This window comes from Eubacterium sp. AM46-8, from assembly GCF_003466705.1.
GTDB lineage: Bacteria > Bacillota > Clostridia > Lachnospirales > Lachnospiraceae > Lachnospira.
In genome coordinates this window covers 33778-52452 of the sequence record NZ_QSEU01000008.1, presented here as the reverse complement: position 1 = coordinate 52452, position 18675 = coordinate 33778, and the positions used below count along the sequence as shown (strand labels likewise).

Here is an 18675-nt window from a genome sequence, read left to right as displayed (position 1 = left end):
GTATATTATCTACTCTTACTACAGCTCTAATGTTTCAATTATATTCTTTAATGCGTCTGCTGATTCTTTTAGCTTCAATGCTTCTTCTCCACTAAGATTAATCGGTATATCAGATTCAATTCCGTCTGCACCAACAATAACAGGCATACTTAATACAACATCATCAATCTCATATACTCCATGTATCATGTGCGATACAGGAAGTATTGATTTTTCGTCACGCATAATTACTTCACAGATACGTTTTACTGACATTGCAATTCCATAATATGTCGCATGCTTCTTATTGATAATCTCATAGGCACTGTTTTTGACAGCATCTGCGATTTCCTTCGTGTTTTCCTTATGGTTATAATGTCCTCTCATCTCACACATGTCACTAAGCGGAACACCGGATACATTGGCAGATGACCATGCCACAACTTCACTGTCTCCATGCTCTCCTACTATAAATGCATGCACGCTTCGGCTGTCCACTGATAAATGCTGTCCAAGCTTGCTCCTAAGTCTTGCACTGTCAAGAACTGTTCCTGAGCCGATAACTCTTTCCTCCGGAAGTCCTGACAGTTTGATTGCAACCTGTGTCAGAATATCCACAGGATTTGCTACAACCAGAAGGATTCCTCCAAAATCTCTTTTGGTAATTTCCGGAATAATGGACTTAAATATTGCCACATTCTTATTTACCAGATCAAGTCTTGTTTCTCCTGGCTTTTGTCCTGCACCTGCTGATATAATTACAATTGCAGCATCTGCCACATCATCATAATCACCAGCATATATTTTCATTGGGCTGGCAAATGGTATTCCATGACTGATATCCATAGCCTCTCCCTCTGCCTTATTCTTATCCGCATCTATCAAGGCAATTTCAGTGAATAATCCACTCTGCATAAGCGCAAATACAGATGCTGAGCCTACGAATCCGCAGCCTATCATAACTGCCTTTTTTGAATTTGATTTTTTCTTATTCATTCACTCATCCCTTCCTTTTGTTATTCTACAATTCTTTCAAATATGTATTCATTACCTGACGAAATTTCGTCTCTGAATACATAACCAAAACAGTAGGTGTAAGTAGTTTATACAGATTCATAGAATTAATTCTCGCTATGTTCTGTGCTGGTGATACTATAATTTTCATCAATAATGAAATATCTTTTTTAAGTTAAAGATTATTGATTGCCCCAGCCAGTTATTTTGTCTGACTGGGGCATACTTTATTAAAATATAATTGCGTAACAAACAGTTCTATAATCTTTCAGGATTATCATATATATTTATATATTCAGCTACAGATCTGTCAAATGTCTTGATATGACCAAACAGCCAGTCAATAACATTGATTTTTACCTGCTCCATAAACTTTTCATCTGGTCCCTCATTTTCATCCAGATAATCATAGAGTTCCTTAACAGTATGCCTGAACTCCTCATGCTTCTTTATATGTTCCTCCAAGCCTGGGTAATCAACGTCTTTCTGCAGTTTTTCTTCTTCTTTGAAATGAAATTCTGTATATTCATCAAGATAATCAAGCATTTTAATTGCCTTTACTCTTGCATCTTCTGATTCACATGCACTCACAAACTGCTGAATACGATCAATCAGCTCCTTATGCTGCTCGTCTATTGTCTTATTGCCTGTTATTAAATTATCATCAAATGTAATTACTGTCATAAAAACCTCCTTACAATCCACCTCATATATGTTAAAATAAATGTTACTATAATAGAAAGCTGGTACTTATATGCAAATCAAAGACCTGTCTATTTTCCATAATCTGGATGACGCTGAATTTAAGAAAAGTCTCGTTTGTACTCAGTCCGTCATTCATGAATATAAGAAAAACGATTATATATTCTTTCAGGGTGATGTTCCCAATAAGCTCTACCTCATTCTCAATGGTGAAGTAGAACTTGGCTCCATCAATGTTAATGGTAAAGTTCTTCGTATTACCAACATTTCCGAAGGGGAAGATTTTGGCGAAGTTGAACTTTTTCTTAATAAAGACCGCTATAGCGGATATGCAAAAGCAAAAACTGATGTAAAGCTTCTTGAGATTGCAAAGGACTTCTTTGGTGGCAGATGTGAAAAAAACTGCTCTCATCACAGCAAAGTAGTTTTTAATATGCTGGAACTCTTTGCCAAAAGAACTGATGAAAATAACCAACAGCTTGAAGTCCTTACCAGCGGTAATCTCAAACAGCGCATTGCCACATACCTATTAGAGCATGCAGATAACAACAATCTTGTATCATTATCCATGAATAGAGAAGAACTGGCTCTGTATCTGAATACAACCAGACCTTCCCTTTCAAGGACGCTTTTATCACTTCAGGAGGACGGATTTATTCATCTGTCTTCAAGGAAATCAATCAAAATTCTTGATGCTGAGGCTTTACTCTATATCGAATAAACCAGTCTTCTTATTCGCTTAGTTCTTCAAAAACATCTTTACCCAATCCACAGATTGGACATACCCAATCATCTGGAATATCTTCAAATGGTGTTCCAGGTGCAATTCCTCCATCTGGATCTCCTACCTCTGGATCGTACACATAACCACATGGTCCACATACATATTTCTTCATAATAAAAATCTCCTTTCAGATTCTGTTTTATTTATCTTATGTATGTATTATAGTATTTAGGCAAACCATATTCCGTAACATATGTTACCAAATTGCATAAATATTCTAATTTTTTTCTACTTCTTCACTTTTCTTAACTGCACCTTTGACCGAAATCATCTTATACCCAGAGAGTACAGAAAATAACATCGGTCTGCATAAATTCATTTTATTTAATCTAGTGATTACGAGTGTCCGATAGGTGGTCACTAATCGGACACTTATCGGATACTATTGGTCATTTACTGGTCACTACTGGTCACTTATCATATATTAGTGACCACCTACTGGTCACTTTTAAATAAAAATGACCAGCACTGACCACTATCTCTATTCCAATATTGTATAAATGGTATTTGTATTCTCTCCAACTTTTTCAATCTTGCCGGATTTTATTAATTTCTCTAATAAATTTCTTGCACCTGTTCTAGACTTGTAATTGCACAAATCCATAACCTTCTGCGTTGAAATATTTCCATTCTGTCTGATATACTCTAATATTCTTTCTTCTTTCGACATTGACTTTAGTTCCGCTTGGTCTGTATTTTCATTTCTAATATCTGCCGCACCCGGAATATAAACAACCTGTCCAACTTCCAGTTTTAATGTCACTCTATCTGAACGCTCTGAAAAATCAAACTCCGGTTCTTTCCAGTTACCTGCCATATTACCAGTCCTCATCAAGCTCTTCCATCGCATCATCTACACCATCAGCATAGTCCTTATCTTTCTGATATCTGTTCCAGTCATAATCTCCATCATCATAGATAGAATCATATCATTTATTTTTCTTTCAAGACTATCCAGAATCTGGTGTATCTCTACTGCATTTGTCTTCTCCAGAATAACGCAGAATTCATCACCACCTATACGGTACGCACTAATACGTTCATTCTGCACGCCTGCAAGTATAGCTGAAAAGCTCTCAATATAGTCATCATGACACTCATTCCAAGGAGTAAGCTTTTAATATATTTCCTATTAGACATAATTCTCTCCTTTACATCAGGCAACTATAATACGCTTAACATACTCCTTAGCAAGCCCTATTTTAATATCCTTAATAACTACTACATAATTTCCATTGATTTCAGATAGTACACTTATCTTACTACCCACAACAAATCTAAGCCTTTGAAGCCTGTGTACCATATCTTTGTTTCCAACAATTCTCTGAATTATATATATATTGTTTTTATCTGCAAGATTTAGTGGCATAATCAAAAATCTCCTGTTTAATGTGTCAATAGGTTAGTATCTGCTAACTTCGCAGATAGAATTATATCATCCTCTTTTTATCTGTCAATAAAAACACCATACCTTTTTCCTATGTTTTTATTAAAATACACCCGTTTGATTCACTTATCTTGTTGTTGAAATATCTTTGTAAAGTAAGAGCATGATAACAGATAACTCTGCAACTAATGCAAATAACATGCTATATTATTCCCATAAAAAATAAGAGATATCATATCAAAATGATATGATACCCCTTATTTTCATTACATTATTTAATTATTATCAGATTAGTTATTACCACGATTATCAATCTGGGCAATATCAACTATAGATAATTCCTGATTATTGAATGCATGCTCAAGACTTGATATAAGTGCATGGGCTGTATCAAGACTTGTAAGGCAGTGAACGCCTGTCTCGATAGCATATCTTCTGATAAGGAATCCGTCCTTGGCTCTCTCAATTCCATTCTCTGGTGTATCAATTACAAGGTCAATCTTATGTTCTAAGATAAGGTCAAGAAGTGTAGGTGCTTCCTGTCCAATCTTATTAACCTGAATTGCATGTACGCCATTTTCCTTAAGAACCTTGGCTGTTCCTCTTGAAGCATATATCTTATAACCTAATGCTTCGAATCTTTGTGCAATATCAATACCATCCTGCTTATCCTTATCTGCCAGAGTCATGATAATCTGTTTATGTTTTGGAAGTCTGATTCCAGCTCCCTCGAATGCCTTATAAAGTGCCTCATCAAAGCTCTTAGATATACCAAGACACTCACCAGTAGACTTCATCTCTGGTCCGAGACTGATATCGGCTCCTCTGATCTTCTCAAATGAAAATACAGGCATCTTAATTGCATAGTAATCTGCTGCCTTCTGAAGTCCCGGCTCATATCCTAATTCCTTAATTGTCTTACCGATAATAACCTGTGTTGCAAGCTTAACAATAGGAATACCTGTAACCTTACTGATGTATGGTACTGTACGGCTTGAACGAGGGTTAACCTCAATTACATATACCTGGTCATTATATACGATAAACTGAATGTTAATCATACCCTTTACATGAAGAGCTCTTGCAAGTCTTCCTGTATAATCTTCAATCATGTCTACAATCTTAGGTGATATAGACTTAGCTGGATATACTGAAATACTGTCTCCTGAGTGGATACCGGCTCTCTCAATATGCTCCATGATACCAGGAATAAGAATATCCTGACCATCGCATACAGCATCAACTTCGATTTCCTTACCCATAAGGTACTTATCAACAAGGATTGGGTGATCCTGCTTAATTCTGTTGATGATGTTCATGAATTCAACTACATCTTCATCAGATACAGCAATCTGCATCCCCTGTCCACCAAGTACATATGAAGGTCTTACAAGCACAGGATATCCAAGCTCATTGGCAGCCTTAAGAGCTTCATCAACTGTAAATACAGTCTGTCCCTTAGCTCTTGGAATCTGTGTCTGCTCAAGAATCTCATCAAAAAGCTCTCTATCCTCAGCAGCATCTACATCTTCTGCCTTAGTTCCAAGAATAGGAACTCCCATCTTCATAAGTGCTTCTGTAAGCTTGATAGCTGTCTGTCCACCAAACTGTACAACTGCACCATCCGGCTTCTCAAATTCTACAATTGATTCAACATCTTCTGCTGTAAGTGGTTCAAAGTAAAGCTTATCAGCAATATCAAAGTCAGTAGAAACTGTCTCTGGGTTATTATTTACAATAACTGTCTCGAAACCTTCTTTTTTGAATGCCCATGTACAATGAACTGAACAGAAGTCGAACTCGATACCCTGTCCGATTCTGATTGGACCAGAACCAAGTACAAGAACCTTCTTCTTATCCTTAGTCTCTACAGCTTCGTTCTCACTGCCATATACTGAATAATAGTATGGTGTTGTAGCTGCGAACTCTGCAGCACATGTATCAACCATCTTAAATGCTGCATGTATATTATACTTGTCTCTTAATTCCTTGATTTCTCTTTCTGTGTGACCTGTTAAATCGCCGATAACATTGTCAGGGAATTCAATTCTCTTAGCTTCTCTTAAAAGGCTCTCTGTAAGAGGTCCTCTCTTAAGAGCATTCTCCATATCAACAATAATCTGGAGCTTATCAATAAACCATAAGTCTATCTTAGTAATATCATGCATCTTGGCTGCAGAAATGTGTCTTCTTAAACCTTCAGCTATCTTCCAGATTCTTCTGTCATCTACAATTGCAAGTTCTTCAAGAAGCTCTTCATCTGTAAGTCCTGTAAAGTCATATGACATAAGACTGTCAACATGCTGCTCAAGAGAACGTATAGCCTTCATAAGACCACCCTCGAAGTTATCAGAAATACTCATAACCTCACCTGTAGCCTTCATCTGTGTTGTAAGTGTTCTCTTAGCTGAGATGAATTTATCAAATGGAAGTCTTGGAATCTTAACTACACAGTAATCAAGTGCTGGCTCGAAGCTTGCATATGTCTTTCCTGTAACTGCATTCTTAATCTCATCAAGTGTGTAACCAAGTGCAATCTTAGCTGCAACCTTAGCAATAGGATAACCTGTTGCCTTAGAAGCTAATGCTGATGAACGGCTTACACGAGGGTTAACCTCGATTACACAGTACTCAAAGCTGTCTGGATGAAGTGCATACTGTACATTACATCCACCTGTGATTCCTAATTCATCAATAATTCTTAATGCAGATGTTCTTAACATCTGGTATTCCTTATCTGAAAGTGTCTGTGAAGGAGCTACTACAATACTATCACCTGTATGAACACCAACAGGGTCGATATTCTCCATATTACAGATAGTAATACATGTTCCATTGCTATCACGCATTACTTCGTATTCAATTTCCTTCCAGCCAGCGATACAACGCTCAACTAAAACTTCACCAACTCTTGAAAGTCTTAAACCATTCTCAAGGATTTCTCTTAATTCCTGCACATTCTTAGCGATACCGCCGCCGCTACCACCAAGTGTGTAAGCAGGACGTAATACTACAGGATATCCAATCTTGGCTGCGAATGCTTCGCCATCCTCAACGTTGTTAACAACAAGTGATGGCGCACATGGCTCACCAATCTTTTCCATAGTTTCCTTGAACATAAGACGGTCTTCTGCCTTCTTGATTGTAAGTGCAGTTGTACCGATAAGCTTTACATTATGCTCCTCAAGAAAGCCTGTCTCTGCGATTTCCATTGCAAGGTTAAGTCCGGCCTGTCCACCAAGTGTAGGTAAGATGCTGTCTGGCTTTTCCTTTAAGATAATCTGCTTTAATGCTTCAACTGTAAGAGGCTCAATATATACCTCATCAGCAATATCTTTATCTGTCATGATAGTAGCAGGGTTAGAGTTAACCAGTACTACCTCAATTCCTTCCTCTTTAAGAGAACGGCATGCCTGTGTTCCGGCATAGTCAAATTCTGCTGCCTGACCAATAACGATTGGACCAGAACCTATAACTAATACTTTCTTAATACTCTCAATCTTTGGCATGTTCTTAGTCCTCCTTCTTCATCATATCCATAAATCTGTCAAACAGGTACGCTGTATCCTGTGGACCTGCGCAGGCTTCTGGATGGAACTGTACTGTGAATATATTCTTACCAACATATTCAAGTCCCTCATTAGTCTTATCATTAACATTCTCAAATGCAGGTACTGCAACCTTACTGTCTAATGTGCTTTCATCTACAACATAACCATGGTTCTGTGATGATATATAACATTTGCCAGTCTTTAAATCCTTAACAGGATGGTTAGCACCTCTGTGTCCGTACTTAAGTCTGTGAGTATCAGCTCCAGTAGCAAGTGCCATAAGCTGATGTCCAAGACAGATTGCAAATATTGGTACATTGCTGTTATACAGTTTCTTAATCTCTTCAATTATCTCTACACATTCCTTAGGATCTCCAGGACCATTAGATAACATAATTCCATCAGGATTAGTTGCAAGAATCTCTTCTGCCTTAGTATATGCAGGATATACTGTAACTTCACAGCCTCTGTTATTAAGTGATCTTGCAATATTCTTCTTTGCGCCAAAGTCCATAAGAGCAACCTTAGGTCCTTTTCCTGGAAGAACATACTTTTCTGAACATGTAACCTTTCTTACAACGCCCTTAACACTGTACTCCTTAATCTTAGGAAGTACCTCATCAAGATTATAATTCTCATTAGTTGTAATCATACCGTTCATAGTACCCTTTTCTCTTAATATCTTAGTAAGGGCTCTTGTGTCAATCCCACAAATACCTGGGATATCATTATCAAGAAGGAATTTCTGGATAGGATCTTCATTTCTGAAGTTGCTTGCCATTCTGGAAAGCTCACGTACAATATATCCATCTGGCCATGCTTTCTGGGATTCCATATCCTTATAGCACACTCCGTAATTACCGATAAGAGGATATGTCATTGTTACTGCCTGTCCTGCGTATGAAGGATCAGTCAGCACCTCCAGATATCCTGTCATAGATGTGTTAAAGACAATCTCACTAATAACTTCACGGGTCGAACCTATGCTGGTTCCTTCAAAGACCGTTCCATCTTCAAGTATCAAAAATGCTTTCATGAATGCCACCTTAATTCCTTTCGTTTATTTAATTTAATCATATGCCAAGAGGCGCTAAAATGACTTTTGCGCAAAAAAAAAGACACAAAAATGCCTTTTTTCTCTCAAACTTTACAATATGTTACCATAATTAAATGTAATTTTCAAGCAAATATTTATCTATATATTGCATAAAAATACATACCTTAAAAACAGCCCTCCAAAACAGAGGGCTGTCAGTATCCTATTATTCGTTATCTTGTCCTTGTAATTCCTGTCCTGTTCACATTCCATACCTGAACACAGTCTTTATTCTGAATAGCCATCATATGCCCTACACTTTTATCCTGATTATTACCGAACCAGCTTTTTGCAAATGTAGCTGCAAGCGGATTAACGAAAGATTTCTGATAAACATTTGATGACACTTTAAGACACAATTTCTTTTTTTTCTTCCATTGTGCATATATTGTCACATTGCCACCATCTTCCTCTACAAGCTTTGAAACAGTATCTTTGTCTTTATAGTTCTTCCCACTTCCGTCTTCCGCTGTATTCCACGAATCAAAATCATACCCTGGTCTTTCTGGAGCTTCCGGAAGCTCATTTTCTTTTTCATATCCAGTTATAATTGTCGTATCAGATTCATATCCGCCATTAGAATCAATATTAATATTGTATATATTCTCTTTCCATACAGCATACACATCAACTATCTTTCCTAACTTGTCAGCAAGATTAAGTTTTCCGTCAACACCACCTTCAATATATGTACCATCTTCCATCTCCCATACATAACCTGTCCATCCGGTAAGTGTATATACATCTTTAACCGCTGGCAGATGATCAATCTCATCATATGTATAGAATCTGCTGTAGAATCCTTCGTCTTCATACCAGTCCCATTCACCATTATCAACAACATGTATGTCTTCACTGGCTTCATCTGGTCTGTTATTATACAGATGAACCTCATAAAATACCGGCTGCCATATCGCATACAGAACAGCTTTGCCACTCTCGTCAGGTGTCAGATCAACAACTGACATAGTTGTATAGAACTGCCCACTGTCATCACTTTTCGTATTCCATCCTGAAAGATAATAACCTATTCTTGAAAGATCACTTCCTGTAAGCCTTAATCGGCTTCCAAGCCTTGCTGTTATATCATCCATGTGGCCATTAACCTCTGTAACCGTGTTATTATCAAATGTAATGACATAATTCCATATAGCATATATAGTGACATCTTCATTGTATTCCCTGATATCTTCAGACTTAATTATACCGGAGTCTCCATATCTGTCAAAAGACCACCCTACGAACATAAGCCCATTAGAAGCCTCTGCCTGTTCATTAAATCCTTTCAGTTCATCTCCTCTGTCGTAATATGCCTTTTCATCTTCTGGAATATATATTGTACTTATCCCTCTATCTTTGGCCACTCCGGCATCATAATGCACAACAAATGAATATCTTTCCCATATTGCCTTAATAACAATATTTTCGTCTGCAAATGCTCCTATGTTGACCCTTACTCCATCTACACCGTAATCATCATAATCGCCATCTCCGCCTGTAACTTTCCAGCCAGTAAGTATATAGCCATCCTTACTTACTGTGCCTACTCTTACATATGGGGTGATACCAACACAATCATAATAATTAGAAGTTGTAGCATCCTCTTTCGGTATGGATGCATGGTAATCCAATATCGTATGATATACTTCATTACGGTCTGGCAGATACAGACCAGTTCCCAGGTCATCCCTCCATTGGCCCTGATTCGGTCCGTGGTCTATCTGTGACTGATAATATATTCCATCACACACTCCTCCGTCCAAATCTATTGTTATATTGTGATGAACCCTGTATTCATCTTCTGCTGCCTGCGATATAACAACGCCACCAATAAGCAGTATTCCTAATAGCACAATGCCAGCCAGAATTCGCTTGTCTTTTATTATTCTACATTTCATAAACAATCTCCTTATGTATAAATTCATCACGTCCATAAACTCCATAAGAAAATTCCCGAAATATACAAAAAACATGCGCAGTATTAAAATCCCTTTTGCAAAATTATAATACCACGCATGTTTATATTATTCAAATACTTTTTAGTTTTTTAATAGTGTTTTAATCTTTAATCTCAACCTGGCCAATATATTTCCATGAACTTCCCTTATCAGAAGACTGATACTTTGCTGCTGTCTTACCATCATTGTACACTGCATTCTTCCCCTGTGTAAGATATATTGTTACAATTCCTGTTGAATCAACAACCGGTATAAGAGCTTCCTTATATACATCACTCCATTTGAGCTGTTCAAATGAATCCGTACCTGTCTTACCAGAATCCGTCTTGGTTTCTGTCTCCTGTCCCTGAGGATTAGCTGCCGAACTGTCAAGTTCCTGCTCCTCAAGTATCACTTTTGAAAATGTTTTGCCACCATCATCTGTTTTATAAAGATTACTGTCCATACCATCAACATAATTGTAACAGAAGAATCCTATATCGGTTGAAAGATAAACGACACCTTTAATTATATTAGTAGCTGGTCCGCTTCCAACAGTCTCCCAGCTTTCTCCTCCGTTACTAGTACTATATATTCTTGATGATTCATTTGTATCATTGCTCTTTCCATATCCACAGACAATAACACCATGATCAGCATCAAAGAATCTTACATAATAGTAATCAGCTGTATATATATTATCAAGCTCACATGTTGTCCAGTTTTCGCCCTTATCATCCGAATATACAACAGTCACAGGTATCCTGGTATTATTTGCTGTCTTACCACCATATACGAAGGCCGTCTTTTCTGTTGTTATCATATAACTGCCTTCTTTAAGCGTTGTTGCACTGTTGTTATCTTCATACATAAGATATGAGTATGACACTGGAACCGAAACATATTTCTCTCCGTCATAAGTAACAAGAAGTGAATTATCCTTAATTGAATAATTGGCAAGCTGATCTTTATTAGAGTTGCTTGTAACTTCTGTATCACCACCTGAATCTACACCCTGTTTTGCGTAATATTGCTTAAGCCCATAATCTTCCGAACTCATAACTGATGTAACATACAATCTTGCTGTATTATCATAATTGTTATCAAGATAAAATGAGACTACCCATTCGCATTTGATTTTCCCATCATCCTGGATTCCTTCCCAAGACGAGAAATAATCCGAATTAAGATCCTGCGGTATAATCCAGAAAGAAATTAATACCGTATTATTAGACAAATCCAGCAAACTTACAGAATCAACACCTGATTTGGTAATATATTTTGCATATGATACATATTTCTGTTTGTACTGTGCAATATAATTTTCTATCCATTTGGTTCCAAGCCCTACCATATTGGGATTGGTAAAATTAAACACATTATCTGTATCATAATCACTTACAGCATCATCTCTGATAACATTCCAGTCATCATCAATTCTTATTGAAAATGTATATCTTGACTTAATATCAAGCTTATCAGACATATATTTACTTACATAGCTGTATGCAAACATTCCAATAACCATAAGGCAGAATATAACCAGTGCCGCATATGTAAGAATCCTGGTATGAAATTTCTTGCTCATCTGGTACATAGCCCACCTCCTGATTTAATTAGAATTCTCTCTTATTATGCATAGCCTCTCTTATAATTACACGATAGTACTTATACCACCATAAGAAATACATTGCCCCTGCTCCAAGAAGAAACATAACACACACAACAAATGGATGAATTGCATATATCCAGCTTGCTGTGACTCTTCCATTAAGTACAGGCAGTCCATATGCAAGTATAACGCATATAGCCATTACTGTACCGTTAAGGACGCTTCTATTCTCATACACACCTCTGAAATGGTCAAATGTTATAATTGCAAGCATTTCACCTATCGGTCTTGCACATGCTGTAATTATACACAACATAAGTGCATTAAACACTGGTTCTCCAAGTATTGTAAGTATAATGAAATAAAATATAAATTCTGTAATTAATTTATATATAAACTTTCCTAAAAAGTTCATATATGGACTTACAAGCATTACACGAATCATAAGATAATCCCTGTCACCCATTGCAAAAATAGTAGTATTGGCAAGGCTTCCACATATTGTTGAAAGCATTATAAACAGATATATTATTGATATATCCTGATGAATTCTTATTAAAGGGAAGAAATGAGCCAGTATAATATACGGACCATATATAAGAAGCACAACATATAAGAATTTTCTTATAAATTCCCATGCAAGCATAAACGCCTGCGCCAATGCTCCAATAAATGCCCTGCTCTTTGATTTCTCACCAAAAGATTCTTCTTTTACCAGTTTCTTAAGTATAGGAAGCTTCTTAATAATCTTAATTCCCGCCTCTGTTCCTTCGTAATATCTTAATATTTTCTCAGCAAACAGCTTTCTAAATAATTTCATTGTCTGCCTCCCCAAGTATATCTAATACTGCGCCTTTAATCTCTGGAATCTGCATAGTTTCGTATGATATCTGATTAAGTTCACCGTTATTAAGGACAACTACATCCTGAGATATTCTGTGTGCAACATCAAGCAGACCCGTAGATATAAGGATTATGTGCTCATTCTTAACCTCATTAAGAATGCTAAGCATATCATCAACATATTCATCAGTACAATAATCAAGTGCCTCATCAAACATCATGACATATGGCTTCTGTATAAGAAATGCTGCAAGCTGGAGTCTCTTTTTCTCTTCAAAGCTGTAATCTCCAATATGTCTGTCTCTTATCAACCCTGTAAGCTTCACTTTATCAAGATAATATTCAGGCTTTTCGCTGTTCTTATTCATATCACAGAGCATACTGATAAACTGATATCCTGTAATAAGCATAGGCAGAACACTCTGCTTTGCAGCAAAGAAAAGCGTGCACTTCTCCTTAGTCTCAACAGTGCCTGAGTCTACCGAAATATCTCCTGCGATACACTCAAACAGAGTTGTTCTTCCTGCTCCTGCACCGCCAAGAACCGGATATATATTTCCTTCTTCAAATGTATATTCAACATCAGTAAGAATTTCATTCCTACCAAAGCTTTTCTTCAAATGATTCAAATGTAACATTTATAAATCTCCTGCATCCAATGTGTCATATCATTATATTACATATTTATTTGGTTTGTAAACCTTCAAAATCTTATTATATTGCATTTATTCAGCAACAATGATATAATCTTGAAATATTTTGCTAATAATATTAAAAAATGTAGAGGTGTACAATATTGAAAGATTTTTTTAAAAGAAAAGGCTGGAGAATATGCTTTGCAGCATATATATTTATATACCTTCCATGGTTTTCAACTCTTGAAAAAGTTATTAACAGTGATTATCCCGGGCTTCATATCATCAATATTCCTTTTGATGATATGATACCTTTCTGTGAGTATTTTATAATTCCATATGTATTATGGTTTTTGTATGTGGTTGCAGCATGCATATATATGTATTTTAAGGCAGATAATAAAGAATTCATACAGTTTGCATTATCGCTTGTAATCGGTATGTCACTTGCTCTTACAATATGCATGATATATCCTAATGGTCTTACATTAAGGCCTGATTATATTCCCGATAACTTCTGTGGAAAGATAATCAATGCACTATATACAATAGATACTTCAACAAATGTATTTCCAAGTATACATGTATACAACTCGCTTGCAGTTAATTTTGCATTACTGCGTTGCAAAGCTTTAAAGGGACATATAATAACAAAGACATTATCTTCAATCCTTTGCGTCCTTATATGCCTTGCAACCGTGTTTTTAAAGCAGCATTCTGTTGTCGATGTAATCGGTGCAATAATTCTTTATATCGTTCTTTATATTTTTATATATCTTATTGACTACAGCCGTTTAAAGAAAGCTTAGTGGATTCTCTTTAAACATTTTGAAAGTAGTTCTATAAGAAGAACTACAACAAACAATACAATAAGAATTGAGCCAACGGCGTCCCATCTGTAATTGTTCATGTAGACAATCAGTGGGGCGCCGATTCCGCCTGCTCCAACAAGTCCTAATGTACTTGCCGACCGCACATTCACATCCAGTCTGTACATCACAGCATCCTTAAACTGGAACTTAAGCTCAGGCAGTGCCACATGACGTAGTCTTGCTATGAATCCCGTTCCTGCACATTTGCACGCATTCCACGCCGCCATATTCCAGTTATCAACTGCAACAGTGAATCTCTTAGCCAGAAGTCCTATACTGCACATCATCATTGTAAGTACTCCGGCAAAGCTGCCGGGTCCCGTAACTCTTATGAATATAAGTCCATACACATATACAGGTACAGTTCTTATTGCCATAACAACAAATCTGCCAATAAAAGCCACAGGTGCCGGAACGAATTTTCTTGAATTAATAAGTGTAAGCAGTCCTGCAAATACCGCACCGGCACATGTTCCAGCAACTGCAATTGCAATAGTTTCAAGCATCAGATACATAACGCCACTCTTTCCGGTCATAAACATGTATTCCCAGTCCGGATGCGTAATTCCGTGAATAATTGCACCAACAACCTTAATGCCTGTCTTTGATGCCGATACGTCTTTAACTGCACTGAGACTGTATACAAAAAGTGCCATGATACATACACTTATAATTACATTTGTAGTTGTATTTCTCTTAATCTGTCCATCAAGATATGCGTTCAGAAATGTGCTTATTCCCTCAATCACAAACACTGCTCCAAAAAGCATAACAAGAATCATTCCAACCCTGCCATATTCACGCCAGCTTATTTTCTCGTTAAGAAGAAGTCCTATTCCACCTGCGCCGACATAACCAAGTATTGCCGCATGTCTTATATTAGCTTCCAGTACATAAAGCAAATTACTAAGATATCCTGGCAGCAGTTCAACAATAACCGTCCGTGAAAATGCCTTAAACTTTCCTGCTCCCGTAGCACTGACTGCCTCATATGGTTTCATCGACAAGCCTTCAATATCCTCACCGCCAATTCTTGCCATTACAGCCCATGTTGATACAGCTATTGCAATAGTTCCTGCTGCTGCGCCAAGTCCCCATATAAATGTTGCTACAAGTGCAAGTATAAGTACAGGAATTGTTCTTACGCATTGTACAGCAACTCTTACAGCTATCCTGACATAAGGCTTCTTAATAAGATTGCCTGCATATAAAAATGCTGTAAAAAGTCCAAACACAGCACCGATAAATGTACCCGCAATCGACATCTGCACAGTCTTAATAAGTGGTTCAATAATCTTACCACAATATCCTGTGTCTGGTGGAAACATTCTTTTTATGAATAATACAGCCTGACCACCTCTCTTTATAATTACATTCATATCAAAACCTGTTACCGCAAAACAGAATATTATTATAAAAAGCATTACCAGTGCCGTAATTCTTCTGATAACCTTGATTCTATTCATACTTTTCATACACACCACCATATATGAATTCAACATCCTCATTTGTTACCTCTGACGACTTTTTATCAAGTACAAGTCTGCCATCAGCAATTCCTATAATTCTGTCCGATTTCTTCAATGCAAGTTCCACTGAATGACTGTTCATAATAACCGTTATATTGTACTGCCTGTTAAGCTGTACAAGAATATCAGTAATCTGTTCTGCACTATATGGGTCTAGAGAAGCAACCGGTTCATCCGCAAGAATGATATCAGGCTTCTGCATTAGTGCCCTTGCAATTGCAACTCTCTGTTTCTGTCCTCCCGAAAGTTTTCCCGCATATGAATACATTTTTTCAGATAATCCCACTGCTTCAAGCTGCTTCCTTGCATATTCCTTCTGTTCCTTAGTAAATATACCAAAAAGTGCCTGAAAAACATTTCTATCTGCCAATGCCCCATTAAGCACATTGTCTAAGCAGGTAATTGTATCAACAAGGCAGAAATCCTGATATATAGTGCCTATTGTTTTCTGAATATCTCTTTTCTTTCTTCCCTTAAGCTTTGTAAAATCCTGGTTATTAATAATAATACGGCCTGCAGTTGGCTTAATCATTCCATTAAGCAAGCGAAAAAGAGTGGTCTTTCCAGCACCACTCTTTCCAATTACTGATATGAATTCGCCCTGTTCTACTGAAAAACTAATGTTATCAAGGGCTTTGTCTCCACCTTTATATAATTTACTCACACTGTCTATCTGTAACATGTATATTGTCCTCCCAGACAGCTTAAAGGTGAATTATTTCTTTAACATATTCTGCGCCGCACGCTCTGCATCATAATCAGAGCTTTGGGCATACTGATATCCAATATGGCTTAATACATTCAAAACTTTAAGTCCGTCTTCACTTTTTCCTATATTAATACAAGCATCTGCAAATGCTTTCTTAAAGCCTTCTGACATAATATCTGAATTCTTACTAACACATATTGTATCATCCATTATCTGATCTGTCACTGCCAAAACTGCAGTCTGTTTATAACAGTCATCTGTACCACCGAATTTGCTCATCCAGTTAGCTGCATATTTTGCTCTCATATGTGCAAATCCGACAATAACATCAACCTGTCCTGCTGCAAGTCTTGACATAGATGTTGTATATGAATCAGACTGTACGACATTGGCAAGGTCACTTATCTGCTTCCCATAATTATTGTAAAGCCACAGACTTGGGTATATATAACCTGATGCTGATGAAGCACCCATTACAGCCCATGTTGCACCATTCAAATCATCCCATGTAAGCTTCTGTCCTGCATTGACCTTGGCAGCAAGCTCCTGTCCCTTAGTACTTGGTCCTGCAAGAATTATTGAACGGTAATATGTTGTAAGATTATCTGTAAATGTCTCCTCCGTTCCATCATTCCAGTCCTTGGCATTAAGAGAATCCTTGTTAATAGCTTTTCTCTGTGCAGTAAGCAAAACATCACAATCATCATCATATGTAACATAAGTTCCGCCAGAGATAAATCCTGCATCCGCTGTTCCGGCACTTAAAGCTTCTCCTACTGCACTGTAAGATGTTCCTACTGTAATCTCAACATTGCCTACATTATAGCCCTGTGCAGCAAGTTCATCTTTAATCATGCCGCCAAGAGGCTCAAGTCCTGTAAGCAGCGTATCAGCATCCTGATACGGTGCAATCATTATTCTGAATGTATCAATATCCTTAGAATCTTCTTTAGTTGTATCTTTTCCACAACCTGTCAGCCCTGCTGATAATCCCATGCAAAATGTCGCTGTAAGTAACACAGCCATTCCTTTTTTTAAATATTTTGTTAATTTCATTATTTTGTCTCTCTTCCAATGTCCTTTAACATATTCTTATCGCTTCTAATTGTAGCACATGCAACAGTAGTAAGCATATTACCTGTAATAGTAGCAGACGCACCAGACTGAAATGCCTTGATTCCGTCTCCTGTAAGAAGTGCTCTTCCTGCACCAAGTCTTATATCAGCCTCTGGGTTAATATATCTAAAGAATGCAATTGTTCTTAATATCTCAGGCTCAGTAAGTCTTCTCTCATTCTCAAGAGGTGTCCCCTTAATTGGCATAAGTGCATTAAGAGGAATAGAGTCAACTCCGACTTCCGCAAGACTTATTGCCATATCAAGTCTGTCTTCCCAGTCTTCGCCCATTCCTATTATACCACCTGAACATGCCCACATGCCTTCCGCTTTTACAAGCTTCAAAGTCTCAATCTTCATGTCATATGTATGTGTAGTGCATATATTAGGAAAATTTCTTCTTGAAGTCTCAATATTATGGTGATAACTTGTAACACCTGCTTCATGAAGTCTGTGAAGCTGCTCAGCATTAAGAAATCCCATAGAAGCGCACAGCTCAATATCACATTCTTTATTCATAGTCTCATAAGCATGAACAGCCTTTTCAAATTCCTCACCAGTAAGAGCTTTTCCAGCCGTAACAATTGAGAAACGGTCAACACCTTCTGACTCATTCAGCTTACATGCCTTTACAATATCCTCTTCTGGAAGAAAATCATATACTTCGCAGTAAGTATGATTGTGTGCAGATTGGGCGCAATACTTGCAGTCTTCTGGACATTTGCCGCTTCTCCCATTAATTATAGAACATAAGTCAACCTTATCTCCAACAAAATGCTTTCTTATTCTGTCCGCACCCTCGCAAAGCTCATCTAAGTCACAGTTAAGGAAAAATGTCAAATCATCCTGTCTTTTAATTCTTCTTCCGTTAATAATCTCTTCTGCCAGTTCTAATGGTGTCATATATACA

General features: G+C 37.2%; 18 protein-coding genes. 2 read left to right on the top strand and 16 right to left on the bottom strand.

Annotation, left to right across the window (positions count from 1 at the left end):
• Positions 1-18: 18 nt before the first annotated feature.
• Positions 19-975: an L-lactate dehydrogenase gene (locus DW963_RS06940; RefSeq protein ID WP_022098129.1), complete on the bottom strand. Its 957-nt coding sequence runs from the start codon at positions 973-975 to the stop codon at positions 19-21.
• Between the two features lie 276 nt (positions 976-1251).
• A complete protein-coding gene (locus DW963_RS06935) occupies positions 1252-1677 on the bottom strand; it encodes a bacteriohemerythrin (RefSeq protein ID WP_022098130.1) in 426 nt (141 codons plus the stop codon).
• A 70-nt stretch (positions 1678-1747) separates the two neighbouring features.
• Between DW963_RS06935 and DW963_RS06930 the strand changes: the two genes are divergently transcribed.
• The gene (locus DW963_RS06930) at positions 1748-2416 is read left to right on the top strand and encodes a Crp/Fnr family transcriptional regulator (RefSeq protein WP_022098131.1); all 669 of its coding nucleotides are present in this window, start codon (positions 1748-1750) and stop codon (positions 2414-2416) included.
• 10 nt (positions 2417-2426) lie between these two features.
• On the opposite strand, the gene rd is transcribed toward DW963_RS06930, so the two are convergent.
• The 10 genes from rd to DW963_RS06880 form a co-directional block, all read right to left on the bottom strand.
• Entirely contained in the window at positions 2427-2591 is a 165-nt protein-coding gene (rd, locus tag DW963_RS06925) for a rubredoxin (protein WP_022098132.1), read from the bottom strand.
• Positions 2592-2960: 369 nt separating this feature from the next.
• Positions 2961-3311: a DeoR family transcriptional regulator gene (locus DW963_RS06920; protein WP_158568653.1), complete on the bottom strand. Its 351-nt coding sequence runs from the start codon at positions 3309-3311 to the stop codon at positions 2961-2963.
• A gap of 21 nt (positions 3312-3332) precedes the next feature.
• Positions 3333-3560: a nucleotidyl cyclase domain-containing protein gene (locus tag DW963_RS06915; protein ID WP_117914567.1), complete on the bottom strand. Its 228-nt coding sequence runs from the start codon at positions 3558-3560 to the stop codon at positions 3333-3335.
• A gap of 75 nt (positions 3561-3635) precedes the next feature.
• Complete coding sequence (locus DW963_RS06910; protein ID WP_117914566.1) at positions 3636-3848, bottom strand: FeoA family protein; 213 nt, start codon at positions 3846-3848, stop codon at positions 3636-3638.
• A 308-nt stretch (positions 3849-4156) separates the two neighbouring features.
• The gene (carB, locus tag DW963_RS06905) at positions 4157-7375 is read right to left on the bottom strand and encodes a carbamoyl-phosphate synthase large subunit (RefSeq protein ID WP_117914564.1); all 3219 of its coding nucleotides are present in this window, start codon (positions 7373-7375) and stop codon (positions 4157-4159) included.
• A gap of 4 nt (positions 7376-7379) precedes the next feature.
• Positions 7380-8453 carry a carbamoyl phosphate synthase small subunit gene (locus tag DW963_RS06900; protein WP_117914562.1) on the bottom strand — a complete coding sequence of 358 codons (1074 nt, stop codon included), beginning with the start codon at positions 8451-8453 and terminating at the stop codon, positions 7380-7382.
• Positions 8454-8686: 233 nt separating this feature from the next.
• Positions 8687-10411: an InlB B-repeat-containing protein gene (locus DW963_RS06895; RefSeq protein ID WP_158568651.1), complete on the bottom strand. Its 1725-nt coding sequence runs from the start codon at positions 10409-10411 to the stop codon at positions 8687-8689.
• Between the two features lie 160 nt (positions 10412-10571).
• Positions 10572-12047 carry a WD40/YVTN/BNR-like repeat-containing protein gene (locus DW963_RS06890; protein ID WP_117914558.1) on the bottom strand — a complete coding sequence of 492 codons (1476 nt, stop codon included), beginning with the start codon at positions 12045-12047 and terminating at the stop codon, positions 10572-10574.
• A 19-nt stretch (positions 12048-12066) separates the two neighbouring features.
• Positions 12067-12882, bottom strand: coding sequence for a hypothetical protein (locus DW963_RS06885; protein WP_117914556.1), 816 nt, complete (start codon positions 12880-12882; stop codon positions 12067-12069).
• Positions 12869-13543 carry an ATP-binding cassette domain-containing protein gene (locus DW963_RS06880; RefSeq protein WP_117914554.1) on the bottom strand — a complete coding sequence of 225 codons (675 nt, stop codon included), beginning with the start codon at positions 13541-13543 and terminating at the stop codon, positions 12869-12871. Before DW963_RS06880 ends, DW963_RS06885 begins: the two co-directional genes overlap by 14 nt.
• Before the next feature lie 158 nt (positions 13544-13701).
• Here DW963_RS06880 and DW963_RS06875 point away from each other — a divergent pair, with 158 nt between their 5' ends.
• Positions 13702-14349: a phosphatase PAP2 family protein gene (locus DW963_RS06875; protein WP_117914552.1), complete on the top strand. Its 648-nt coding sequence runs from the start codon at positions 13702-13704 to the stop codon at positions 14347-14349.
• Here DW963_RS06875 and DW963_RS06870 read toward each other — a convergent pair.
• From DW963_RS06870 to bioB, 4 genes are read right to left on the bottom strand one after another with little or no spacing between them, the layout of a single operon-like run.
• Positions 14346-15887 (bottom strand): PhnE/PtxC family ABC transporter permease, encoded by a 1542-nt coding sequence (locus tag DW963_RS06870; RefSeq protein ID WP_117914550.1) that lies wholly within the window; start codon positions 15885-15887, stop codon positions 14346-14348. The genes DW963_RS06875 and DW963_RS06870 overlap by 4 nt on opposite strands.
• Positions 15871-16623, bottom strand: coding sequence for a phosphonate ABC transporter ATP-binding protein (phnC, locus tag DW963_RS06865; protein WP_117914548.1), 753 nt, complete (start codon positions 16621-16623; stop codon positions 15871-15873). Before phnC ends, DW963_RS06870 begins: the two co-directional genes overlap by 17 nt.
• A 33-nt stretch (positions 16624-16656) precedes the next feature.
• Positions 16657-17706 carry a phosphate/phosphite/phosphonate ABC transporter substrate-binding protein gene (locus DW963_RS06860; RefSeq protein ID WP_117914546.1) on the bottom strand — a complete coding sequence of 350 codons (1050 nt, stop codon included), beginning with the start codon at positions 17704-17706 and terminating at the stop codon, positions 16657-16659.
• Positions 17706-18668, bottom strand: coding sequence for a biotin synthase BioB (gene bioB / locus DW963_RS06855; protein WP_117914545.1), 963 nt, complete (start codon positions 18666-18668; stop codon positions 17706-17708). Before bioB ends, DW963_RS06860 begins: the two co-directional genes overlap by 1 nt.
• Between the last annotated feature and the right edge of the window lie 7 nt (positions 18669-18675).